Here is a 23,165-nt window from a genome sequence, read left to right on the forward strand (position 1 = left end):
GCAAAAATCCCGCTTCCCACCTACTTTGCTGCCAAAAGGCCGCAAATGCACATTTTACCATGCTTGTATTCATCTTAGCACAGCCCGTCTGCCTTGTAAAGAATCCTTCCACAGATTTCAGTGATTCTTTTCATCGGCACGTGGTTTTGCCAGCAGTTTCCAGCGGAGCAGAGCTTGTTTTATCACTTTTGCCAAGTTGAAGCTTTCAATTTTGTGCGTTGTGACAAAATATCGAATTTTTGCTCGATTAGGAGAACTTTTTTCAAAAAAGCTCTTGCATTTTCTTCTGAAAAGTGCTATCTTGTATCCAACAAGAGCGGCAGTAGGATACAAAGGCTGCGACGAGCTTTGCACCTCCCCGCTCTTGGGTTCATCCTTCTAATTATTATGCTATTTTCTTCATTTACCTTCTTATCATTTACCCTGTCCCGCAAGGGACGGAAAAAGCGCCTCCCCAACCTGCATGGGGAAGCGCTTTTTTCCGTTTTGAGGTTCTTATTCAAGGATAGACCTTACTCCATACAACCTCTCCGGCAATGCGAAGCATTGACGGAGAGGTTGTACGAAGGATCACTTCTGAAGCTGTCCAAACGCCCTTCGTACCTCTCCCGAAAAATACAGCGTCCCCAGCGCGCAGACGGGGCCGCTGCCGCCCAGCTCCACAGCGCGGGCCACACCCGCTTCGATGGACGGAGCCGGTTCGGCGATGCCGCCGCGCACACGGATGTGCTCCGCCAGCGTCTCGGCGGGCATAGCGCGGGGGGTGTGGGCCGCCACTGTCACGAACTGCTTTGCCAGCGGCAGCAGCAGGGCCAGCATCTCGTCCACATCCTTGTCCGCCATGATGCTGAGCAGGAAAACGAAGTTCTGGCCGGGGAAGCGGTCCTTCAGGCTCTGCACCGTGGCCCGCATCCCGTGGGCATTGTGGCTGCCATCCAGCAAAAAGGCGGGCGAATGCCGCAGCAGCTCGAACCGGCCCGGCCAGCTCACCGTCTCCAGCCCCTTGCGGATGGCTTCTTCCGGGATGTTCCACCCCCGTTCCCGCAGCACCCGCAGCGCCGTGATGGCGACGGCGGCATTCTTGGGCTGGTAGCTGCCGATGAGCGGCAGCCGCACCCCGTGGAGACCGTCAAAATCGAAGGTCACCTCGTCGAGACCGCCGCCCTCCACGGTCAGCTTGGAGAAGTCCACGATCCGCAGCGGGGCGTGCTGCTCCGCTGCCACGCGGGCAATGACGGCGTCGGCTTCGGGCACGCCGCCGTAGCTCACCACCGGGCTGCCGGGCTTGATGATACCCGCCTTGGCCGAGGCGATGTCGGCGATGGTGGGGCCCAGCTCCTTGACATGATCCATTCCCAGCGCCGTGATGACCGCACACTCCGGCGGGTCGATGACATTGGTGGAGTCCAGCGTGCCGCCGAGGCCCACTTCCAGCACCACGATATCGCACTGCTTTTCGGCAAAGTAGAGCATTCCCAGCGCTGTGATGACCTCGAACTCAGTGGGGACGTCCGCCATCGCGTCGGCGGCGGGCCGGATCTTCTCCACCAGCCGCACCAGCTCTTCGTCGCCGATCTGTTCGCCGTCCACTTGGATGCGCTCGTTGAACCGGTTGATGAAAGGCGAGGTGTACAGCCCCACGCAATAGCCCGCCGCCCGCAGACAGGACGCCAGCATGGCTGCGGTGCTGCCCTTGCCGTTGGTGCCCGCCACATGGACGAACTTCAGCCTCTTGTGGGGGCTGCCCAGCGCGGCCAGCAGGGTGCGGGTGCGGCTCAGGCCGGGCTTGTGCCCCGCCCACTGCACCGCGTGGATGTATTGCATTGCTTCTTCGTAGTTCATAGCGCTCGACCTTATCTAAAAGATTCTGTGTGTTCAGGTTTTTGCTTTGATCATCGCTGCCAGTGCCTTATTCTCCAGCAGGATGCGGACCAGCACGGTGTTGACCGCGCTCAGCACGATGGCGTTGGGGATGCGGGCCGCCAGCACCGGCCACTGGTATCCATAAAAAATGTGAAGTGCCAGCGAGTTGATGACCACCGAGCCCACCAGATGCCCGGCCAGTATGCTGATCTGGAGCCGCAGTCCCAGCCGCAGACTGCTGAGCTTCTGGAACAGCAGACCCGACACCAGACCCACCGAACCGGCTCCCAGCGTGATGAGCGGGTTGATGGAATAGCCGGACAAGGTGCCGCCGATCAGATCAGCCACCGCTCCCACGGCGAAGCCGCCCGCCGGGCCGAACCAGACCGCCGCCAAGTGGGTGGGCAGCGCGCCCAGATTGAACCGCAGGAAGCCGGTGGAAACGGTCAGCACGCGGGCAAAGATGATGCTCATAGCCGTCAGAAGGGCCAGCATCGTCAGGGTACGGACGGATAATTTGGAATGATTCATCGTTCATCCTCCATTCAGGATAAGCAGAGGTGGACGCAAAAACGCCCTCCCCTGTGACGAACCGCACAAAGGAGGGCGTGAATCCAACAAATTTCACTTCCAAACGAAGCCGCGCAGACGGCCTCGCCTGCACCCAAGTCCATGCAGCAGCGGGATGCAGACCACGCACCGCGGGTCTCCCTTCGTCCGCAGCACAACTCCCCGTTGATGCGGCACTTAACGCGCGTGGCCTTACTCTGTTGATAGTGTTATTATATGCTTTTTTTCGCCCTGTTTCAATCGCCCCCTTGCAACAGGATCACTAGTTTATCTCGTGGATTTTTAGCAGATATGTCTAATAGCTATGGAACCTATCTGCGTTGCTTTCCGTCGAATTTTATGTTATTCTGTAAATGCCGCTCCACTCCGGCCCATTTTCTATGGAAAGGAGGTGAGGTCGATGGAAACGATCCTTAATTTCCTTCTGTCCGTCGTAGCAGGTGTCGCAGCTGACGCCATCTGCAAGTGGCTTGACGAACAGTTCCGCAGCGGCAAGCACTAACCCTTAGGCAAACAGGAAGCCCCTCGGTATTAGCGGTACCGGGGGGCTTCTTGCTGTTTTGTGAGGCCGATGGATTCCTCAATTTCCTTGTACCCTTATTATACGCGCCTATGCGAAAATGTCAAGACGTTTTCGGTTTCCTTTGACTGTACCGATAAAAAGTGATAAGATGGAGCAAACATCACTCAGAAAGGACGTATCCGTCTATGAAATTCAGCGAGATGAACTACACCCGCCCCGACATTGACGCGCTGCTGGCCCGCTGCAAAGAGCTGGCCGCCAAGGCCGCCTCTGCCGCTTCCGGCGAAGAACTGGTCGAGGCCTACTACGAGCAGAGCCGCGCCTTTGCCGACTACAACACCGCCGCCAATCTGGCAAACATCCACTACACCTGCGACACCCGCGACGCCTATTGGAAGGCTGAGCAGGACTTCTTCGATGCCAACGGCCCCGCCGTGCAGAATGCCAGCGTCGAGATCAGCCGGGCGTTTCTGGCCAACCCCCATGTGGACGCGCTGACCAAAGCCTTCGGCACCACCTGCGTAGCCGGGATGAAGAACGCCGTCCTCGGCATGGACGACCGCACCGTGGAGCTGCAGAAGGAGTACAATGCCCTCGTCAGCCAGTATCAGCAGGTGTACGGCGGTGCACTGGTGGAGCTGGACGGCAAGCAGCTGACCATCCCCCAGCTGGGCCCCTACAAGGAAAATCTGGACCCCGCCGTCCGCCGTGCCGCCTACGAGGCCGAGGCTGGTTACTTCGACGCCCACCGCGCCGAGCTGGATGAGCTGTACACCAAGATCGTCAAGAACCTGAACGAACAGGCCCGCATCCTCGGCTACCACGACTACAGCGAGCTTTCCTATGTGCGGATGAACCGCATCGGCTACGGCCCGGAGGAGATCAAGCGCTTCCGGGATCAGGTCGCCAACGATGTGGTGCCCCAGCTGCAGAAGGTCATTGAGCTGCGCCGCAAGCGCACCGGCATCGAGCACCCCACCTTCGCCGATCTGCCCGTCACCTTCAAGGACGGCAACCCCTCCCCCATCAAGGGCTACGACGCCCGGATGGCTGCGGCCCGCACCATGTACCATGAGCTGAGCCCGGAGACCGCCGAGTTCATCGACTTCATGCAGGACAACGAGCTGTTCGACGTGGAGAGCCGCCCCGGCAAGATGTCCGGCGGCTATATGACCAGTCTGCCCGCCTACAAGGCCCCCTTCATTTTCGCAAACTGGAACAACACCTCTGCCGACGTGGACGTGCTGACCCACGAGTGCGGCCACGCCTTCGAGGGCTACGTCGCCGAGCGGAACCCGAAGATCCCCGCCGACCTCGAATGCCCCGGCATGGAGAGCGCCGAGATTCACTCCATGGCCATGGAGTTCCTGACCGCGCCGTGGCACCACCTGCTCTTCGGCAAGGACACCGAGAAGTACGCCCTCGTCCACGCCGAGGACAGCTTCCTCTTCCTCGCTTACGGCTGCGCTGTGGACGAGTTCCAGCACCTGATGTACCAGAACCCCGACCTCACCCCTGACGAGCGGAACAAGGTCTGGCTGGATCTGGAGCACAAATACCGCCCGTGGATCGACTTCGACAACCTGCCCTTCTACGGCCGCGGCGCGGGCTGGCAGCGTCAGCTCCACATCTATGAGTGCCCGTTCTATTATATCGACTACTGCCTGTCCACCATGGCCGCGCTGCAGTTCTTCCTGCTCAGCCTGAAGGACCACAAGGACGCATGGCAGCGCTATCTCAAGCTGGTCCGCCGCGCGGGCACAGCCAGCTACTCCGAGCTGTGCGAGACGGCGGGCCTGAAAGTTCCCTTCACCGACGGCTCCATCAAAGCCATCGCCGAAGAGATGGAAGCTTGGATCGCCGCGCACCAAGCATAAACCTCTGGGGGAGTTGGCGCGAAGCGCCTGAGAGGGCAAGGACGCTGACAAATGCTATTATCATAATGATGAATCCGTCCCCCTGCGGACGCAAAAAAGGAGCGGTATTGCTATGGCAGAAAAAGAGATCAAGGGCATCCAAAAGTTTTTTGAAGAGTTCAAAGCGTTCGCCATGCGCGGCAACGTGCTGGACATGGCCGTCGGCGTGGTCGTCGGCTCGGCGTTCACGGCCATCGTGAACTCGCTGGTCGGCGACATCATCTCTCCCCTCATCGGCCTGTTCTTCAACGCCGACTTCTCGGACGTTGTGATCCAGATCGGCGATGTCGGCATCGGCATCGGTTCCTTCCTCAACGCCATCATCAACTTCCTGATCGTGGCGTTCGTGCTGTTTGTGGTGCTGAAGGCATTCAACGCCCTCTTCAACAAGAAGAAGGCCGAAGAGGAAGCTCCCGCAGAGCCGACCACCAAGGTCTGCCCCTACTGCCAGAGCGAGATTTCCATCAAGGCCGTCCGCTGCCCCCACTGCACCTCCAAGCTGGAAGGTTTCCCGGAGATCCACGATTGATCTTTACGTTTTAACGAAGCAAAGCGCCCGGCAGCTCCATCTGAGCCGCCGGGCGCTTTTTGGGGCGATGCGTAGACCGTGCCGCCCCCTCCTCCCTGCCGTCTCAGCAAGGAAAAAAGGGGGCGGAGTCTTTTATTTTTAGGGTATTCCGGCCTTACTGCACGCCGGTCAGCTCAGCGAGCTTATGATAGATCTCGGTGTTGTCGAACACGCCGCGGAACTTCTCGGCGCCGACGCCCTTGGCATAGATGTTGACCATTGCGCCGGTGTGGGCGTAGGTGGTGTGGTCCATGCCGGACTTATGGTTGATGGTATGGCAGATGGCCATAGAGAAGGGGATGTAGGTGCCGTAGAGTTCATAATCCTGCTGGCTCATCTTGCTCTGGGAAGACGCGCCGACCTCCAGCGTCCGCTCGTAGGCCTTGCGCAGGTTCTCCACCTCGTAGTCGGTCAACAGCAGCTTGCCCGCGCTGGCAGCATCGGGGTCAGTGGGCAGGGTCAGGCCGAAGTTGGCCTTGACGTCGGCCATGGCCGCCTCAAAGGGGGTCTTGTTGGCGATGTAATTTTCCACGTAGGTGGAATCAAATTTCGCATAGGACATCTTCTGGTGGGTCAGGTTGGTCAGGAAGGTGTCGTAGTTGGTGGTCTTGTAGCCGATGGCCATGCCGCCCGTCTCGTGGTCGGCCGTGACGAGGATCAGGGTCTCGTTGGGGTGGGCGTTGTAGAACTCCTCGGCGGCCTGAACGGCGTTGCTCATCTCCAGCACGTCGTGGATGGAGGCGGCGGCATCGTTGGCGTGGCAGGCCCAGTCGATCTTACCGGATTCGGTCATCAGGAAGAAGCCCTTCCTGTTTTCCAGCAGCTCGATGCCCTTTTTCACGTAATCGGTCAACTGCCACTCGCCGTTGGCGGCGTCCATGGCGTAGTTCATCGCCTTGCCGTCGGCGAGGTTCTCGGCGATGATGAGGGTCTTGCCAGCCCCGGCCGTCAGCGCCGCCGCGCCCGCCTGTGTGGTGACAACGTTGTAGCCCGCCTGTGCGGCGACCTCGTGGTTGTTGGGGCCGGTGCCGTCGCCGTTCACCTTCTGGAACTCGCCGCCCGCAAAGTATTCGAAGCCGGAATTGGCCAGCTCTACGCCGATCTGGTAGTAGTTCTTGCGGGTGCTCTGGTGGGCGTAGAAGGCGGCAGGGGTGGCGTGGTCGATGTTGACGGTGGACACCACGCCGACCTTATAGTTTTTCTGCTTGTGCAGCTTCTCGGCGATGGTCTCGTAAGGCACATCGCGGGTCCACGGGCACATGTTGATGACGCCGCTCTCGGTCTTATTGCCGGTGGCGATGGAGGTCGCGGTGGACGCGGAGTCCGGGCAGAAGGATGTGCTGTCGTAGGTGGTCACGCTGCCGACTTCGGGGAAGGAGGTGAAGCTCAGCTCCCCCTCGGTGATGGCCCCGTTGTTCTCGGTGGTGCCCTTATAGAAGCGGGCAGACTGGATCTGGGCAGTGCCCATACCGTCGCCGATGAACAGGAAAATGTACTTTGGTTTCTTCAGAAAATCCAGCAGACCGTTCTCTTCTTCCGCAGCGCCGACGGCATCCGGCTGGGCTGCGCTGGCCGCCACCGGGGCAGCACTCAGCAGACCGGCAGCCGATGCCGCAGCACCGACCTTCAGGAAATTGCGGCGGGTGATCTTGTTCTCTTTCATACGGAAATCCTCTCTTTTGGTGCCCCTTGGGCCCTTCTTTCATGCTTCTCTCGGAACGGTTTTATTGTACCGAACTTCCCCGCCGCCCGAAACCATGGAGAGGAAAAGCTTGTGTAAAAGCTTCGCGCCGCCGACGCCGCAATTGTAAAGAGAGGATATCTCTTGTAAAATTGAAACCACCCAACCACTGATCCCCAGCAAACAGGAAGCCCCTCGGTACTCGCAATACCGGGGGGCTTCTTGCTTTGCTTTTGTGAGATCAATGGACTTCTTACCTTTGTGCCTTTGTTATACGCACCTGTGGGCAAAAAGTCAAGGAGTTCCTTTTGTCTCGCTCTTACTTATTATAGACGTCCTCTTTCAGCAGCCCTTCGCTCTTGGCGACGCAGATGCTGGCGACGGCATCGCCGACGACATTCAGGGAGGTGACCAGCATCTCGATGGGGCGGTTGATGGCAAGGATCAGGGAATAGGCCAGCAACGCGCCGTCATTGACGAAGCCCATGCCGGACAGGATGGTGAAGAGGATGACCGCCCCTGCACCGGGAGCTGCCGGGGTGCCCACCGAAGCCAGCAGCGCCAGCAGCGCTACGACCACCAGTTGACCGGGCGTGACGGTATAACCGGCGCAGCCCGCAATGAACACCGTAGCGATGACCTGCATGATGGCGGTGCCGTCCATGTTGATGGTCATGCCCAGCGGCAGAACAAAGGAGGCAATGCTCTCATCCACGCCGAACTCTTCCTCGCTGACCTTGATGTTCAGGGGCAGGGTCGCAGCGCTGGAAGAGGTGGAGAAGCCGAAAACGGCCACGTTTGCGATCTTTTTGATGAACTTGATGGGGTTCAGCTTGGCGCCCAGTGCCACGACCAGCGGATAGGCCACCACAAGGAAGACCAGCAGCAGGATCACCGTGACCACCACATAGACCAGCGCGGGCTTGAGGTAATCGATGCCGTAGATGGCAAAGGTGCGGGTCAGCAGCACGAAGACGGCGAAGGGCGCGAAGTTGCTGACGATGAAGTTCAGGAAGACCACCACCACATCGTTGACCTCGCCCAGCAGACGGCGGAGGGTGGCGGTGCGGCTCTCACCGAGGGTATTCATGCTCAGCCCGGTGGCCACAGCAAGGAAAACTGCGCTCAGCACCGCACCGTTGCTGCCAAAGGCCGTGATGATGTTGGAGGGGATGATGTTCAGCACCACATTCAGGGGGTTCGAGCCGGTGGAGCCGGTGGCCTCGGTCAGGCCCTCAATGTGGGTATTGAACAGCCCCATGGAATAGGTGGTGTAACCCACGACGCCCGCCAGCAGCAGCGCCAGAAAAGAGCACAGCAGGAACCAGAACAGGGTCTTGGCCGAGATGCGGCCCATGGTGCGGGTGTCCGCAATGCTGCCGATGGCCAGCGCAATGGAGGTGAAGACCATCGGGATGATGACCAGCTGCAGCGCCTTGATGAAGAGCTGGCCGATGATGTAGAAGAGGCCGAAGGCGCGCTCGGCCCCTTCCGCCGTGATGTCTTGGAACAGGAGGTTGTTGATGGTGGCCCACACCTCTGCGCGGCCGCCGGAGATCAGGCTCTCCCGCAGGAACATGAAGGCAATGCCGGCTGCCAGACCACACACCAGCGAGATGGCCATTCGCTTGGCAAGAGATAACTTCGGTTTTTTGGTTTTCGTTTCCATGATATACTTCCTCACTTTTTCTAGATTTGCTCAAAAAAACACCCGGAAGAAAATCTTCCGGGCGGAAACACTTACGCCTTGAACTTCAACAGCGGCACGCCGACGGCGGTATCACCGGCGGCAACAACACTCATTTCGGGGAGATCATCGCCATTGGTCACGATGATGGCCGTTGCGGTGGGATGGCCAGCGGCACGGATGGCGTCCAGATCCACCTTCAGCAGCGGGGTGCCGGCCTTGACCTTGGTGCCCTCCTTGACGAGAGAGGTGAAGCCATTGCCCTTCATCTCCACGGTGTCCATGCCAACGTGGATCAGAAGCTCGATGTTGTCGTCGCTCATCAGGCCGACGGCGTGGAGAGTTTCCGGCACCTGCGTCACAGTGCCGTCGAACGGAGCATACACGGTGTCGCCGGTGGGCTCGATACCGCAGCCGCCGCCAAGGATCGCCGAAGCAAAGGTCTCATCCGGCAGCTCTTCCAGCGGGATGACCTTGCCTTCCAGCGGCATCATGACGGTCATTTTCTCGCCCTTGAATTTCGTCTCGGCAGCCTTGCCGCCAAACAGCTTATCGAAAAAGCCCATAGTCCATTTCTCCTTCTCTTTCTGCGCTGCATCCCAGCGCGATCTTCATCTAAATAAAGATACCATACCGCGCCAAAAAAAGCAAGCCATTTTCTGCACAAAGCCTATGAGATCTTTGGCGCTCACAGTAGCTCCAGCAGCTGTTCGATCTCCTCCATCTTGGTGGCCCAGCTGGTCGCGATCCGCATGACGGTGTGGGCGTCGTCGTACTTCTCCCAGAAGCCGAACTTGGCCTTGCCCTCCAGCGCGGCCAGCTGCTCGTTGGGGAAGACGATGAAGAGCTGGTTGGTGGGGGAATCCATGAAGAACTGGTACCCCTTCGCCGCAAGGCCCTTCTTGAGGGCGTTGGCGGTGGTGATGGCGTTCCGGCTGATCTTCTCATACAGGCCGTCGGTGAACAGGACGTCGAACTGCAGCCCCAGCAGGCGGCCTTTCGCCAGCAGCGCGCCCTGCTGTTTGACCATGGTCATGAAGTGGGCCGGCGCACCGTGGGGGAAGACAACGGCCTCGCCGCAGAGAGCACCGACCTTGGTGCCGCCGATGTAGAACACATCGGCCCACTTTGCGAGGTCCGGCAGGGTGACGTCCGTGCCATCCGCCGCCAGACCGTAGCCCAGCCGTGCGCCATCCACGAAGAGGGGCATCTTGTACTCCTGACAGACCGCGTGGAGAGCTTCCAGTTCGGCCTTGGTGTAGAGGGTGCCGTACTCGGTGGGGTGGGAGAGATACACCATGCCGGGGAAGACCATGTGGTCATGGTTGCTGTCGGCGTAGAAGGTGGCGCAGAAATTCCGGACCGTGGCGGCGTCCAGCTTGCCGTTTTTGTGGGGCAGCCCCATCACCTTGTGGCCGGTGAATTCGATGGCCCCGGCCTCGTGGCCGTTGACATGGCCGGTGGCTGCTGCCACAACGCCCTCCCACCGGTGCAGCATCGACGCAATGACGATGGCATTCGTCTGGGTACCGCCGGAGATGAACGTCACGTCCGCTTCCGGGCACCGGCACGCCGCGCAGATCTTTTCCTTCGCGCTGGCGCAGTAGGGGTCGGTGCCGTAGCCGGGCACCTTCTCGAAGTTCGTTTCCATCAGCTTCTGCAAAATGGCCGGATGGGCACCTTCGCAGTAATCGTTCTCAAAATAAAGCATTTTCCCTCGTCCTCTCTATTAAAGGTATCTTTATTATGAGCTTTCGGGCGGAAAATGTCAATTGCGGCCGATTCCCCTTTTTCCTCCGGTCAAGAATCTTGATTCCTTAGCTGTTTCTTAAATAAAAATATGGTATACTTTTAGAGTGGGATCGAATACAGTTCAGGAGGGATCACATTCCATGAAGCAGACCATCCGCAAAACAGACATCCTCGTGCTGCTGGGCGTATTTGCGCTGGCATTCCTCGTGATGTTCGGCATCCAGCGCATCAGCGGCCGCATCGACGGCGTGGCGTCCATGGTATTTGTTCTGGCGGTATTTTTAATATCAATCTATACTGACGGTTACTTCTGGGGCGTCATGGCATCGCTGCTCAGCGTGCTGGCGGTCAACTTTGCGTTCCGTTCGCCCTACTTTGCCTTCAACTTCACCCTGCCGGAGAACCTGTTTTCCGGGCTGGTGATGCTGGTGGTCTCCATCATGACCAGCACCCTGACCACCCGGATCAAGATGCAGGAGCAGCTCCGGATGGAGAGCGAGACTGAAAAAATGCGGGCCAACCTGCTGCGGGCCGTCTCCCACGACCTGCGCACCCCGCTGACTTCGATCTACGGGGCTTGTTCGACCGTCATTGAAAATTATGACTCTTTGGACAAAGAGCAAAAAGTTAAACTTCTTGGCGAGGCTTGTTCGGACGCCCAGTGGCTGAACCGGATGGTGGAGAACCTGCTCTCGGTCACCCGGTTCGACAACGACAAGGTGGCGGTGCAGAAGACCCCCACCGTGCTGGAAGAGCTGATCGACACGGTGCTGGTGCGGTTCCAGAAGCGCTACCCGGACGTGAACGTAAAGCTCGAACTGCCGGACAGCTTCATCGTCATCCCCATGGACTCGATGCTGATCTCGCAGGTGCTGACGAACCTGTTGGAAAACGCGGTGCTCCACGCCGAGGGGATGACCCAGTTGACGCTGAAAGTCTTCACGGTGGGCAGCCACGCTGTGTTCGAAGTAACGGACAACGGCTGCGGCATCCCCAAGGAACGGCTGAAGAAGCTGTTTTCCGGGATGCTGCCCGCCGAGGACACCGCCGACCACGGCAAGCACAGCATGGGCATCGGGCTTTCGGTCTGTGCCGCCATCGTAAAAGCCCACGGCGGAGAGATCAAGGCCGAGAGCCGCCAAGGCGAGGGCACGACCATCCGCTTCTGGCTGGAAACCGAATCCATTGAGACGGAGGAAAATCAAGATGAGCAATAACAAATTCAAAGTGCTGGTCGTAGAAGACGAGGCCAATATCTGCAGCTTCATCTATACCCTGCTGGAGACCAACGGCTACCAGACGTTTGTGGCCCCCTCCTGCGAACTGGGGCAGTCGATGTTCGGTTCCTGCAACCCAGACCTGATCATCCTCGACCTCGGTCTGCCTGACCGGGATGGCGTGGAGCTGATCCGGTATGTGCGCCAGAAGTACCTGACCCCCATCATCGTGCTGTCGGCCCGCACCACCGAGGCGGACAAGATCGAGGCGCTGGACCTCGGTGCCAACGACTACATCACCAAGCCCTTCGGCACCGGCGAGCTGCTGGCGCGGGTGCGGGCGGCGCTGCGCACCAACCGCTACAGCTCCAACCCCACGGGCACCTTCCGTGCGCAGGACCTCACCATCAACTACGAGCGCCGCAAGGTCTTCGTGGGGGAGGAAGAGATCAAGCTGACCCAGACCGAATACAACATCGTCGCGTTTTTGTCCGAGCACGCCGGCCGGGTGATGACCTACCCCGCCATCGTCAAGGCCATTTGGGGCGACACCGACTGCGGCAGCACCAAGAAGCTGCAGGTCAACATGGCCAACATCCGCCGCAAGCTGGGTAGCCGCCCCGGAAAGAACACCTACATCTTAAATGAGCTGGGCGTGGGCTACCGGATGATCGACGAAGACCGCGACTCCCATACCGAGGAGGACGCATGATCCTTGCGCTGATCTTATTTGCGCTGATCTACATTCTGATGCTGGCTTTGCCGCAGCAGCGGCCCTTTGTGGCGCTGGGCGGCAACCTGACCCCCATCGGCGCTTCGGCCAACATCGCAGCCATCGGCATCCTGCGCAAAAACGGCGAGACCGTCCGCACCAAGGACTTTCTGCGCATCGGCATTCCCTTCACGCTGGCCGCCGTGCTGACGGGCTACGGCTGCCTGTGGTTGGTGTGGGGGTAAGCACCCGTTTGTCTCAAAAAACAACGTAGGGATAGTCAATTATAACAAACTCCCGCAAAAAAGTTTCTATGTGCTAACTTTATGCAAACTACTTGCATTTTCCAAATTTCGTGCTACAATAACGGCAGCAATACGGAGCGTCCCGCTCCCTCAAACCGGCCCTTTTGGGCCATACAAGCAACACGAAAAAAGGAAGGTATATCGATATGGTCAACATGAAAAAGATCGCCCTGTTCGCCGCTGGCACCCTGTTTGGTTCTGCCGGTTTCAAGCTTCTGTCCAGCAGCGATGCCAAGAAGGTCTACACCCAGACCGCCGCTGCCGTTCTGCGCATGAAGGACTCCACCATGGAGACCGTGAACAAGGTTCAGGAACAGGCCGGTGACATTCTGGCAGACGCAAAGGCTATCAACGAGGCCCGCGCTGCCAAGGCTGAGGCCGCTGTCATCGAGGACGCTGCTGAGGAGACTGCATCCACCGAGGCTGCCGAATAATCCAAGGCCCTATGGGAGCCGCCTGCGGGCGGCTCTTTTTCATGGTCAGAAAGGGAACGAGTATGAAATGCACCATTTTGCATGAAGGCCGGGGCCGGATGCGCGTCCATGTCTGCAACGTGCGGATGACGCTCCACCGCGCCGATGTGCTGGAAGCTTATCTCAACCACCACGACGCCATCGAAAAGGCCACCGTCTACGAGCGGACCGGCGACGTGGTACTTTATTATAATGGCAAGCGTGCCGACGCCGTCCGGGCGCTGAGCACCTACAAGTTCGACCGGCCGGAGCTGGACGCCCTTGTGACCTCCGCCGACAGCCGGAAACTCAATCAGGAATATCAGGAAAAGATGTACAGCCTTGTGGCAGGCCACTGCTTCCGCAAGTTGTTCCTGCCCGCCCCCATCCGCGCGGCCTACACCATCTGGCGCTCCATCGCCTTTGTGTGGAAGGGCGTCAAATGTCTGTTCCAGCGCAAGCTGGAAGTCGAGGTGCTGGATGCGCTGAGCATCGGCGTCTCGGTGCTGCGGGGCGATTTCAACACCGCCGGCTCCGTCATGTTCCTGCTGAACCTCGGCTCCCTGCTGGAAGAGTGGACCCGCAAGAAGAGCCTCGATGATCTCGCCCGCAGTATGGCGCTGAATGTGGACAAGGTGTGGGTGCGCAGCCAAGGCACCGAAGTGCTGCTGCCGCTGACGAAGGTCCAGCCCGGCGACGAGATCGTGGTGCGCTCCGGCAACATGATCCCGCTGGACGGCACCGTGATCGAAGGCGAAGCCATGATCAATCAGGCCGCGCTGACCGGCGAATCCATGCCGGTGCGGAAGATCGAGGGTGCCACCGTCTACGCGGGCACCGTCGTGGAGGAGGGCGAGTGCGTCTTCTTGGCCAAGGCTGCGGGCGGCTCCAACCGCTACGACAAGATCGTGGCCATGATCGAGGAATCCGAGAAGCTGAAGTCCAGCACCGAGAACCGTGCGCTGGAACTGGCCGACAAGCTGGTGCCGTGGTGCCTCGCGGGCACCGTGGTCACCTACGCGCTGACCCGGAACGTCACCCGCGCCATCTCCATCCTGATGGTGGACTTCTCCTGTGCGCTCAAGCTCTCGATGCCGCTGGCCGTCCTCTCCGCCATGCGCGAGTGCGGCACGGCCCACATCACCGTCAAGGGCGGCAAGTATCTGGAAGCGCTGGCCAAGGCCGACACCATCGTCTTCGACAAGACCGGCACCCTGACCCGCGCCACCCCGCAGGTGGTGGACGTCGTCCCCTTCAGCCAGAGCGAGAAGGACGACGTGCTGCGCCTTGCCGCCTGCCTTGAGGAGCACTTCCCGCACTCGATGGCCAACGCCGTCGTCCGCGCCGCCAAGGAGCGGAACCTCGCCCACGAGGAGGTGCACTCCGAGGTGGAGTACATCGTGGCCCACGGCATTGCCAGCCGGGTCAGCGGCGAGCGGGTGGTCATCGGCAGCTACCACTTCGTCTTTGAGGACGAGCACTGCATCATCCCCGCCGACGAGCAGGAGAAGTTCGACTCCCTCGCCCCGGAGTATTCTCACCTGTACATGGCTGTCTCCGGCCAGCTGGTCGGCGTCATCTGCATCGCCGACCCCCTGCGCCCGGAAGCCGCTTCCGTCCTGCACCAGCTGCACAAGCTGGGCATCCGGAACACCGTGATGATGACTGGTGACAGCTACCGCACCGCCGAGGCCATTGCCAAGCAGGTGGGCGTGGACCAGTTCTACGCCGAGGTTTTGCCGGAGGACAAAGCCAACTTCGTCCAGAAGGAAAAGGCTGCGGGCCACACCGTCGTCATGATCGGCGACGGCATCAACGACTCCCCCGCCCTCTCCGCCGCCGACATCGGCATCGCCATCAACTCCGGTGCTGCCATCGCCCGCGAGATCGCGGATGTGACCATCAAGGCCGACAGCCTTGAAGAACTGGTCTTCCTCAAGACGGTAGCCAACGCCCTGCAGCACCGGGTCAGCGCAAACTACCGTTTCGTGCTGAGCTTCAACTCCACCCTCATCCTTTTGGGTGCGCTGGGCATCCTGCAGCCCGCCGCTTCGGCCATGCTGCATAACCTCTCCACCCTCGGCATCAGCCTCAAGAGCATGACGAATCTGGTGCAGACGCCCTCTTCCGTGCCGCAGATCGCGAAATAAGATTTCTCCCCCCAAAACGCCGAAAGCCCCCTGCACATACCGCGTGCAGAGGGCTTTCTTTCTATGCTTTCTCCGGGGGAAGAAATTACAGGATGTCGATGTACTCGCCGGCCAGCGCTTTATTCATGCTGCGGACGGCGCAGAACTTGCCGCACATGGAGCAGGTGTCGCTGTGGTCGTCTTCGGGCAGACGGGCGTCGCGGATGGCCTTGGCGGTCTCCGGGTCGATGGCACAGGCGAACTGTGCGTCCCAGTCCAGCACGCGGCGGGCGTCGCCCATCTTGTCGTCGATGTCGCGGGCGTGGGGGATGCCCTTGGCGATGTCGGCGGCGTGGGCCGCGATCTTCGAGGCCACGATGCCCTGCTTCACGTCGTCCACGTTGGGCAGAGCCAGATGCTCCGCCGGGGTGACATAGCACAGGAAGGCGGCACCGCTGGCGGCAGCCACGGCACCGCCGATGGCGGCGGTGATGTGGTCATAGCCGGGGGCGATGTCGGTGACGAGGGGTCCCAGCACGTAGAACGGGGCGCCCATGCAGATGCTCTTCTGCACCTCCATGTTGGCGGCGACCTGATTCAGGGGCACATGGCCGGGGCCTTCCACCATGACCTGCACGTTGTGGGCCCAAGCCCGCTTGGTCAGCTCGCCCAGACGGACCAGCTCCTCGATCTGGCAGACATCGGTGGCGTCGGCCAAGCAGCCGGGGCGGCAGGCGTCGCCCAGAGAGATGGTCACATCGTGCTCTTCGCAGATGTCCAGAATTTCATCGAAGTGCTCATAGAACGGGTTCTCGTTGCCGGTCATGCACATCCATGCGAAGACCAGCGAGCCGCCGCGGCTGACGATGTTCATCTTCCGCTTGTGCTTGCGGATCTGGTCGATGGTCTTGCGGGTGATGCCGCAGTGGAGGGTGACGAAATCCACACCGTCCTCCGCGTGGAGGCGGACCACGTCGATGAAGTCCTGTGCGGTCAGGGTGGCGAGGTCGCGCTGGTAGTGGATGACCGAGTCATACACCGGCACGGTGCCGATCATCACCGGGCACTCGTGGGTCAGCTTCTGGCGGAAGGGCTGGGTGTTGCCGTGGCTGGACAGGTCCATGATGGCTTCAGCGCCCATGTTCACGGCGCTCATGACCTTCTGCATCTCGATGTTGTAATCCTTGCAGTCGCGGGAGACGCCGAGGTTGACGTTGATCTTGGTGCGCAGCATGCTGCCGATGCCCTCCGGGTTCAGGCAGGTGTGGTGCTTGTTGGCGGGGATGGCGACCTTGCCCTCGGAGACCAGCTGCCGGATCTCTTCGGTGGTGCGGTACTCCTTCTTGGCGACGATCTCCATCTCCTTGGTGACGATGCCCTTGCGGGCGGCGTCCATCTGGGTGGTATAGGTTTGCATAGTCAGTTCCTCCAGTTTGGTCTAAAATACTCTCTACCATTTATATACAGAGGGGCCGGATATTTCAGATGATACTGGATTCCGGCGCCTCCGCAAAACAACATTGCGGTCTTCATGAAAATCTCCTTGCATGAGTTTTCTAACGCGGCCGAAGGTGGTGCCCCCGGTCGGCCGCGACTCCCTCAGTCTGCTTCGCAGACAGCCCCCTCAAAGAGGGGGCCTTTCAGCCTCCCTCCCAGAGGGAGGTGGCATCGCGCAGCGATGACGGAAGGAGTTATAGCATCTCCGCTAACCTTCTCAATTCCCTGCACTCCTCTTCAATATCCTCCGCCGCGAAGATGGCGCTGACCAACGCAACGCCCGCTTCGCCGCAGTGGGCGAGGGAGAGCAGGTTCTGTTTGCTGATGCCGCCGATGGCCACGACCGGCACGGGGACGGCGGCGCAGATGGCCCGCAGCGTCTCCTTGGGCAGGGCGGTGACGTTCGTTTTCGTGGTGGTGGCGAACATCGCGCCGCAGCCGAGGTAATCCGCCCCGGCCGCCACCGCGGCCTTGGCTTCGGCAACGTTATGGGCCGACACGCCGATGATGGCGTCGGGGCCGAGGATGCGCCGCGCCTCTGCGGGGTCCATATCCTCCTGCCCCAGATGCACCCCGTCCGCGCCGCACTGCGCCGCCAGCGCCACGTTATCGTTCAGGATAAAGGGCACGCGGTACTGTTTGCACAGGGCGGAAATCTCCCGCGCCTCCGCCAGAATAGACGAATCCGCGAGTTTTTTCTCCCGCAGCTGCACACAGGTCGCGCCGCCCTTGAGGGCCGCTTCGACCTGCTGGGGCAGGGTGAGTTTCCCGACCCATGCGCGGTCGGTGACGGCGTAAAGCCGCAGCATCTCAGCAGTACAGTTCATAGTTTGCTCCTTGGTCCAGCTCTTCGCCGGTCATGTTGGAAACGGCGTCCATCAGGCGGATGCGCAGGGTGCCGGTGCCCTCGCCCCCGGTCAGGGAGGCGGCGGCCCGCTCCCCGCACAGACCCATCATGCAGACGGCGGCAGCGGCGGCTTCCAGCGGTGCTTCGGGGTTTGCCCCCACGAAGGCTGCCGTCAGCACCGACAGCATACAGCCGGTGCCGGTGACTTGGCGCAGCAGCGGGGTGCCGCTGCGGATGCCGTAGGCCGTGGTGCCGTCCGTTACGATGTCCTCGGCCCCCGTCACCGCCACGATGCAGTGGTGGGCGGCGGCGAAGCGCCCCGCCAGCGGCAGCAGCGTTTCCAGCTCCGGGGCCTTGCCCGCATCCACCCCGCGGGAGACGAGGCTCTGGCCGCTCAGGGTCTGCAATTCCGAAGCGTTGCAGCGCAGCACCGTCAGGGGAACGTCCTGCAAAAGCTTTTGGGCGATCTTTTGCCGGTACGCGGACGCGCCCACGCCCACGGGGTCAAAGACCACGGGCAGACCCAGCTCAGCGGCCTTACTCCCCGCCAAGAACATGGCGTCGGCCTTGCGGGGGTTGGGGGTGCCAAGGCTCAGGCAGAGCGCCCGGCTCAGGGCCGTGATCTCCCGGACCTCCTCCGGGGCATCCGCCATGATGGGCGAGGCCCCTGCCGCCAGCACGATGTTGGCACAGTCGTTGGCCGTGACGAGGTTCGAGATGCAGTGGACGAGAGGGGAGGCTTGCCGCACTCGGTCCAGCCGCTTTCCAAACGCAGCTTCCACAGCGGCCTCCTCAGCTCAGGCTGGTCTGCATCGAGTGCAGAGCGCCGGAGCGCTGCAGCGCCGCCAGCAGCACGCCCGCGATGACCGCGCCGCCCGCCGTGGAGACGAGGAAGGGCACGATGTAGGCGTAGAACGCGATGTCGCCCGCGCTCTTGCCCATCAGCAGGATGGCGACGGGGTAGGCGCACAGGCCGCCGAGGATGGAGGTGCCGAACACCTCACCCACCAGCGTGGGCAGCAGCTTCTGGGTCTTGTGGTAGACGACGCCGCACAGCAGCGCGCCGAACATGCTGCCGGGGAAGGCCATCAGGCTGCCCAGACCCAGCAGGTTGCGCAGCAGCGAGGCCACAAAGGCCACGCCGAGGCCCCAGTAGGGCCCCAGCAGCACCGCGCACAGGATGTTGACCATGTGCTGCACCGGCGCGCACTTGCTGCCGAAGATGGGGAAGCTGAACACGCTGCCCACCACAGCAAGCGCACACAGCATTCCGGCCAGAGCCAGTTTTTTCACCGAGAGATTTTTCATAGGGATCGCTCCTTTCGATTTTCCGGCAACAAAAAACAGGAGTTCCCGCTGCGGAAACTCCTGTAAAAACTCATACACCCTATGACTTCCTACGGCGGCATTATCCGCATCAGGTGAAAGGGTCGAAGTTTGAGTACTTCCTCTCAGCCCGCGTCACGAGCTCCCCTGTATTTTGTTGTCGGGTGTATTCTACACCATTCGGGCTGAAATTGCAAGAGGGAGTTTCCCTTCGGGGGGAAACTGTGCTATACTGGGGACAATGTAACTCCCCCAGCCGCCTGACGGCGTCAGCCCCCTCTGGGAGTGGGCCTAGGCTCCCTCTTTGAGGGAGCTGGCACGGCGGATGCCGTGGCTGAGGGAGTTGATACCACAACAAAGGAGATTTGGTTTATGGGTCTTGTAAAAGCAGCAATCAGCGCAGCTTCCGGCGTGATGGCCGACCAGTGGAAGGAATATTTTTACTGCGACGCCCTCCCCGCAGACGTGCTGGCCGTCAAAGGCCAGAAGCGCACGGACCGCCGTTCCTCCAACAAGCACGGCAGTGAGAACATCATCTCCGACGGCTCCATCGTGGCCGTGGCCGACGGCCAGTGTGCCCTGATCGTGGAGCAGGGCAAGGTGGTGGAGCTGTGCGCCGAGCCGGGCGAGTACACCTACAGCACCGGCACCCAGCCCTCCCTGCTCAGCGGCGGACTGAAGAACATTGACGACGCCTTTGCCGAGATGGGCAAGCGGATTGGCTTCGGCGGTCAGGCCGCCACCGACCAGCGCCTGTACTACATCAACACCAAGGAGCTGGTGGGCAACAAGTATGGCACCCCCAACCCCGTGCCCTTCCGGGTAGTGGACCAGCGGGCCGGCATCGACATCGACATCGCCATCCGGTGCTTCGGCGAGTACAGCTACCGCATCGTCAACCCCATCCTGTTTTACACCAATGTCTGCGGCAATGTGGAAAACGCCTACACCCGCGACGCACTGGACGGCCAGCTCCGGACCGAGCTGATGACCGCGCTGCAGCCCGCCTTCGCCCGCATCAGCGAGCAGGGCATCCGCTACTCCTCCCTGCCCGCCCACACCACCGAGCTGGCCGATGCGCTGAATCAGGCCCTGAGCGCCAAGTGGAGCAAGCTGCGGGGCATCGAGATCGTTTCCCTCGGCGTGTCCGGCGTCAAAGCCAGCGAGGAAGACGAGCAGATGATCAAGGACTTACAGCGCAGTGCCGCCTTCATGGACCCCACCCGCGCGGCCGCCCACCTCGTCGGCGCACAGGCTGCGGCCATGCAGTCCGCTGCCGCCAACACCTCCGCCGGCCCCGCCATGGCCTTTATGGGGATGAATCAGGCTGCCGCTACGGGCGGCGTCAATGCACAGACCCTGTACCAGATGGGCGCCCAGCAGCCTGCTCAGCCCGCTGCCCCGGCGGCGAACGGCTGGACCTGCTCCTGCGGCCAGAGCGGCAACACCGGCAGGTTCTGCACCTCCTGCGGCAAGCCGAAGCCCGAAGCCCCGACGGTCTGGGTGTGCAGCTGCGGCGCGAAGAACAGCGGCAAATTCTGCTCCGAGTGCGGCAAGCCGAAGCCCGCCGCCAAGTGCCAAAACTGCGGTTTTGAGCCCGCCGACCCCGCAAACCCGCCGAAGTTCTGCCCCGAATGCGGCAAGCCCTTCGGCGCATAAGAAAGGCAACTGTCCATGGCTGATAAAGTAACGAACTACCAATGCCCGGCCTGTACCGGCCCGCTGCACTTCGACAGCACCACCGGCAAGCTGGTGTGCGACTACTGCGGCTCGGCCTATGAGGTCGCCGACATCGAGGCCCAATACGCCCAAAAGCAGCAGAAAGCCGACGCGGCCGCCGCTTCCGACGAGAAGAAGGCTGCGGCCCGCCGCGCAAAAGCGGCCGGCGAAGACCCGGTCTGGAGCGAAGCGGAGGCCAGCGGCCTTTCCAGCTACTCCTGCACCACCTGCGGCGCGGAGCTGGTCTGCGACGCCACCACGGCGGCCACCACCTGCCCCTACTGCGGCAATCCCACCGTGCTGGGCGGCAAGCTTTCGGGCAAGCTGAAGCCCGAATACATCCTGCCCTTCAAGATGGACAAGAACGCCGCCATCGCCCAACTGACCAAATATTATAAGGGCAAAGCCTTCCTGCCCAAGGCGTTCAAGAGCCAGAACCACATCGCCGAGATTCAGGGCGTCTACGTGCCCTTCTGGCTGTTCGACGCCGAGGCCGACGCCCGCGGCAGCTACGACGGCCAAGTGAGCGAGAGCCACCGCGAGGGCGACTACCGCGTCACCACCACCCAGCATTACGACGTCCGCCGCGAGGGCACGGCCACCTTTGCCCGCGTGCCGGTGGACGGCTCCAGCAAGATGCCCGACGAGCACATGGACTCCATCGAGCCCTTCGACTACAGCGAGCTGAAGCCCTTCTCCACGGCCTACCTGCCGGGCTTTCTGGCCGACCGGTACGACGAGGACGCCAAGACCTGCGCCGACCGGGCCAAGACCCGCATCGAGAACTCCACCGCCGAGGCTCTGCGCCAGACGCTGTCCGAGTACGCGGTGGTGGACACGCGGGAAGAGAACATCAACGTCCGGATGAAAAAGGCTCACTACACCCTGCTGCCGGTCTGGATGCTCCACACCCGGTGGAAGGAGCAGGACTTCCTCTTTGCCATGAACGGCCAGACCGGGCGGCTCATCGGGGACCTGCCCGTGGACAAGGGCCGGGTGGCCGCGTGGTTCGCCCGCATCGCCCTGCCGCTGATGGCCATTCTCATCTGGCTGCTGTACTTATAAGGAGGTGCGCGGAATGAAAACTCTGACTTGTTCTCTCCGCCGCCTCGGTGCGGCGCTGGCCGCCGCTGTGCTGGCGGTCTGCCTCAGCCTCCCGGCCATGGCTTCGGCCCCGCTGGTGCGGGATGACTACGGCCTGTTCGACGGCGACACCCTCAGCGCGCTGGAAGCTGACGCCGAGGAGGCCGCCGACGGCCACGACTGCGATGTGTATTTCCTCACCGTGGACAGCATCGGCGACGAAGACCAGCGTGCCTACGCGAAGAACTACTACCGCGACAACGATCTCGGCTCCGGCAGCGACCGCAGCGGCATCCTGTTCATGATCGCCCTCGGCTCCCGCAAGTACGTCACCATCACCTACGGCGGGGGCGTGACGGCCTTTACCGATTACCGCATCGAGCAGATCGAAGATGAGGTCGTGCCCATGCTGTCGGACGGCGACTACGCCGACGCAGCCCAGACCTACATCGACCTGTGCGCCGATACGCTGGATTTCTACGCCGAGAACGGCGAGCCGCTGGATTATGACAACGACCCGGACGGCGACCTCGGCATCTTCGGCATCCTCATCGTGGTGGGCATCCCGTCCCTCATCGCCGCCATCGTGTGCAGCATCCTCTATGCTCAGATGAAGACGGCCAAGCGGAAGACCGAAGCCGATGACTACATCGGGGCCGGGCTCAAGCTCCGGGTCCAGCGCGACCACTACACCCACACCGACCGCGTGGAGGTCTACGACCCGCCCCACGAGGAAAGCTCTTCCTCCGGCGGCTCGTCGGTGGACAGCGACGGCTTCGGCGGTTCGTCGGGCGGCTCCTTCTAAAGCGCAAAAAGGCCGGTTTCGCAGCTTGCGAAACCGGTCTTTTTCTTTATCCTTGGGTTGCAATACTGTATCAGCGTCATGAAGGGGGAAAAGCCCCGCCCGTCCGCGAGGAATCCGTTCACCCCGCGTTAGCCTCCAAATAATCTGCCACATCGCCGATGGTCACGAAATTGCGCAGTTCCTTTTCGGGGATGCGCAGACCAAACATTTCCTCAAGATCCGCCACAACGGTCAGGATCTCCATGGAGGACAGGTCGAGGTCGTCCATCAGGACGCTGTCTTCCCTCACGTCCTCCGGGCTGATCTCTGCCACGTCCTCAAGGATCGCGAGGATCTGGGACACGATTTCTGCTCTTTGCATCAAAAAATCTTCCTTTCCATGATGGATTTCAGCGTCGCTGCAAGGGCGCGCTTCTCCGGCGCGGCCCCCTGCGGCCCGGTCTCCCATTCTGGTCCCGGCCTTACCCGACGTCATACAGTTTTATAATACCCGTTTTCCGGGGCAATTGCAAC

21 protein-coding genes, 1 pseudogene and 2 riboswitches are annotated in these 23,165 nt (G+C 61.1%); of the genes and pseudogenes, 10 read left to right on the forward strand and 12 right to left on the reverse strand.

What is annotated here, in order from left to right:
- Positions 1-117 precede the first annotated feature (117 nt).
- From C4N23_RS14005 to C4N23_RS06735, 3 genes are all read right to left on the reverse strand, one after another.
- On the reverse strand, positions 118-333 hold the full coding sequence (locus tag C4N23_RS14005) for a hypothetical protein (protein ID WP_181567082.1): 216 nt from the start codon (positions 331-333) through the stop codon (positions 118-120).
- Positions 334-570: 237 nt separating this feature from the next.
- Positions 571-1,842 carry a bifunctional folylpolyglutamate synthase/dihydrofolate synthase gene (locus C4N23_RS06730; protein WP_112144974.1) on the reverse strand — a complete coding sequence of 424 codons (1,272 nt, stop codon included), beginning with the start codon at positions 1,840-1,842 and terminating at the stop codon, positions 571-573.
- Positions 1,843-1,875: 33 nt separating this feature from the next.
- On the reverse strand, positions 1,876-2,394 hold the full coding sequence (locus C4N23_RS06735; protein WP_055190867.1) for a folate family ECF transporter S component: 519 nt from the start codon (positions 2,392-2,394) through the stop codon (positions 1,876-1,878).
- 145 nt (positions 2,395-2,539) lie between these two features.
- A riboswitch (THF riboswitch) is annotated at positions 2,540-2,635 on the reverse strand.
- A gap of 506 nt (positions 2,636-3,141) precedes the next feature.
- On the opposite strand from C4N23_RS06735, the gene C4N23_RS06740 reads away from it, so the two are divergent.
- Positions 3,142-4,833: a M3 family oligoendopeptidase gene (locus C4N23_RS06740; RefSeq protein ID WP_112144976.1), complete on the forward strand. Its 1,692-nt coding sequence runs from the start codon at positions 3,142-3,144 to the stop codon at positions 4,831-4,833.
- 112 nt (positions 4,834-4,945) lie between these two features.
- Positions 4,946-5,401 carry a large conductance mechanosensitive channel protein MscL gene (gene mscL / locus C4N23_RS06745; RefSeq protein ID WP_112144978.1) on the forward strand — a complete coding sequence of 152 codons (456 nt, stop codon included), beginning with the start codon at positions 4,946-4,948 and terminating at the stop codon, positions 5,399-5,401.
- A gap of 154 nt (positions 5,402-5,555) precedes the next feature.
- Here mscL and C4N23_RS06750 read toward each other — a convergent pair whose 3' ends face one another.
- The 4 genes from C4N23_RS06750 to C4N23_RS06765 form a co-directional block, all read right to left on the reverse strand.
- Positions 5,556-7,103 carry an alkaline phosphatase gene (locus C4N23_RS06750; protein WP_112144980.1) on the reverse strand — a complete coding sequence of 516 codons (1,548 nt, stop codon included), beginning with the start codon at positions 7,101-7,103 and terminating at the stop codon, positions 5,556-5,558.
- A 337-nt stretch (positions 7,104-7,440) separates the two neighbouring features.
- On the reverse strand, positions 7,441-8,790 hold the full coding sequence (locus C4N23_RS06755; protein WP_112144982.1) for a dicarboxylate/amino acid:cation symporter: 1,350 nt from the start codon (positions 8,788-8,790) through the stop codon (positions 7,441-7,443).
- Between the two features lie 71 nt (positions 8,791-8,861).
- On the reverse strand, positions 8,862-9,374 hold the full coding sequence (locus C4N23_RS06760) for a PTS sugar transporter subunit IIA (protein ID WP_112144984.1): 513 nt from the start codon (positions 9,372-9,374) through the stop codon (positions 8,862-8,864).
- A 122-nt stretch (positions 9,375-9,496) separates the two neighbouring features.
- Entirely contained in the window at positions 9,497-10,519 is a 1,023-nt protein-coding gene (locus C4N23_RS06765; protein ID WP_097840094.1) for a threonine aldolase family protein, read from the reverse strand.
- Between the two features lie 181 nt (positions 10,520-10,700).
- Here C4N23_RS06765 and C4N23_RS06770 point away from each other — a divergent pair, with 181 nt between their 5' ends.
- The 5 genes and pseudogenes from C4N23_RS06770 (at position 10,701) to C4N23_RS06790 (ending at position 15,396) form a co-directional block, all read left to right on the forward strand.
- Positions 10,701-11,777: a sensor histidine kinase gene (locus C4N23_RS06770; protein WP_112144986.1), complete on the forward strand. Its 1,077-nt coding sequence runs from the start codon at positions 10,701-10,703 to the stop codon at positions 11,775-11,777.
- Positions 11,767-12,489, forward strand: a complete 723-nt coding sequence (locus C4N23_RS06775) for a response regulator transcription factor (RefSeq protein ID WP_055190886.1) — start codon at positions 11,767-11,769, stop codon at positions 12,487-12,489. The genes C4N23_RS06770 and C4N23_RS06775 overlap by 11 nt, the downstream gene beginning before the upstream one ends.
- 74 nt (positions 12,490-12,563) lie before the next feature.
- Positions 12,564-12,734: pseudogene (locus C4N23_RS06780) on the forward strand (SLC13 family permease); the annotation flags it as partial.
- 206 nt (positions 12,735-12,940) lie between these two features.
- Positions 12,941-13,228 carry a DUF6110 family protein gene (locus C4N23_RS06785; RefSeq protein ID WP_055190890.1) on the forward strand — a complete coding sequence of 96 codons (288 nt, stop codon included), beginning with the start codon at positions 12,941-12,943 and terminating at the stop codon, positions 13,226-13,228.
- 62 nt (positions 13,229-13,290) lie between these two features.
- The gene (locus C4N23_RS06790; RefSeq protein WP_181567083.1) at positions 13,291-15,396 is read left to right on the forward strand and encodes a heavy metal translocating P-type ATPase; all 2,106 of its coding nucleotides are present in this window, start codon (positions 13,291-13,293) and stop codon (positions 15,394-15,396) included.
- Between the two features lie 85 nt (positions 15,397-15,481).
- Here the strand turns inward: C4N23_RS06790 and thiC are convergent, their stop codons facing one another.
- From thiC to thiW, 4 genes are all read right to left on the reverse strand, one after another.
- Entirely contained in the window at positions 15,482-16,792 is a 1,311-nt protein-coding gene (thiC, locus tag C4N23_RS06795) for a phosphomethylpyrimidine synthase ThiC (protein ID WP_055190893.1), read from the reverse strand.
- A gap of 274 nt (positions 16,793-17,066) precedes the next feature.
- Positions 17,067-17,699: a thiamine phosphate synthase gene (gene thiE / locus C4N23_RS06800; protein WP_112144988.1), complete on the reverse strand. Its 633-nt coding sequence runs from the start codon at positions 17,697-17,699 to the stop codon at positions 17,067-17,069.
- Positions 17,683-18,501 carry a hydroxyethylthiazole kinase gene (thiM, locus tag C4N23_RS06805; protein WP_112144989.1) on the reverse strand — a complete coding sequence of 273 codons (819 nt, stop codon included), beginning with the start codon at positions 18,499-18,501 and terminating at the stop codon, positions 17,683-17,685. The genes thiE and thiM overlap by 17 nt, the downstream gene beginning before the upstream one ends.
- Before the next feature lie 10 nt (positions 18,502-18,511).
- Positions 18,512-19,027: an energy coupling factor transporter S component ThiW gene (gene thiW / locus C4N23_RS06810; RefSeq protein WP_097840098.1), complete on the reverse strand. Its 516-nt coding sequence runs from the start codon at positions 19,025-19,027 to the stop codon at positions 18,512-18,514.
- A gap of 69 nt (positions 19,028-19,096) precedes the next feature.
- A riboswitch (TPP riboswitch) is annotated at positions 19,097-19,204 on the reverse strand.
- A 213-nt stretch (positions 19,205-19,417) separates the two neighbouring features.
- Here thiW and C4N23_RS06815 point away from each other — a divergent pair.
- Genes C4N23_RS06815 through C4N23_RS06825 form a run of 3 tightly spaced genes read left to right on the forward strand, consistent with a single transcriptional unit; the run spans position 19,418 to position 22,652 of the window.
- A complete protein-coding gene (locus C4N23_RS06815) occupies positions 19,418-20,704 on the forward strand; it encodes an SPFH domain-containing protein (protein WP_112144991.1) in 1,287 nt (428 codons plus the stop codon).
- A gap of 15 nt (positions 20,705-20,719) precedes the next feature.
- A complete protein-coding gene (locus C4N23_RS06820; RefSeq protein WP_112144993.1) occupies positions 20,720-21,829 on the forward strand; it encodes a Trm112 family protein in 1,110 nt (369 codons plus the stop codon).
- A gap of 13 nt (positions 21,830-21,842) precedes the next feature.
- Positions 21,843-22,652 carry a TPM domain-containing protein gene (locus tag C4N23_RS06825; RefSeq protein ID WP_242983746.1) on the forward strand — a complete coding sequence of 270 codons (810 nt, stop codon included), beginning with the start codon at positions 21,843-21,845 and terminating at the stop codon, positions 22,650-22,652.
- Positions 22,653-22,770: 118 nt separating this feature from the next.
- On the opposite strand, the gene C4N23_RS06830 is transcribed toward C4N23_RS06825, so the two are convergent.
- On the reverse strand, positions 22,771-23,013 hold the full coding sequence (locus tag C4N23_RS06830) for an acyl carrier protein (protein ID WP_097840101.1): 243 nt from the start codon (positions 23,011-23,013) through the stop codon (positions 22,771-22,773).
- Positions 23,014-23,165: the final 152 nt, after the last annotated feature.

The organism is Faecalibacterium hattorii (genome assembly GCF_003287455.1).
GTDB lineage: Bacteria > Bacillota > Clostridia > Oscillospirales > Ruminococcaceae > Faecalibacterium > Faecalibacterium hattorii.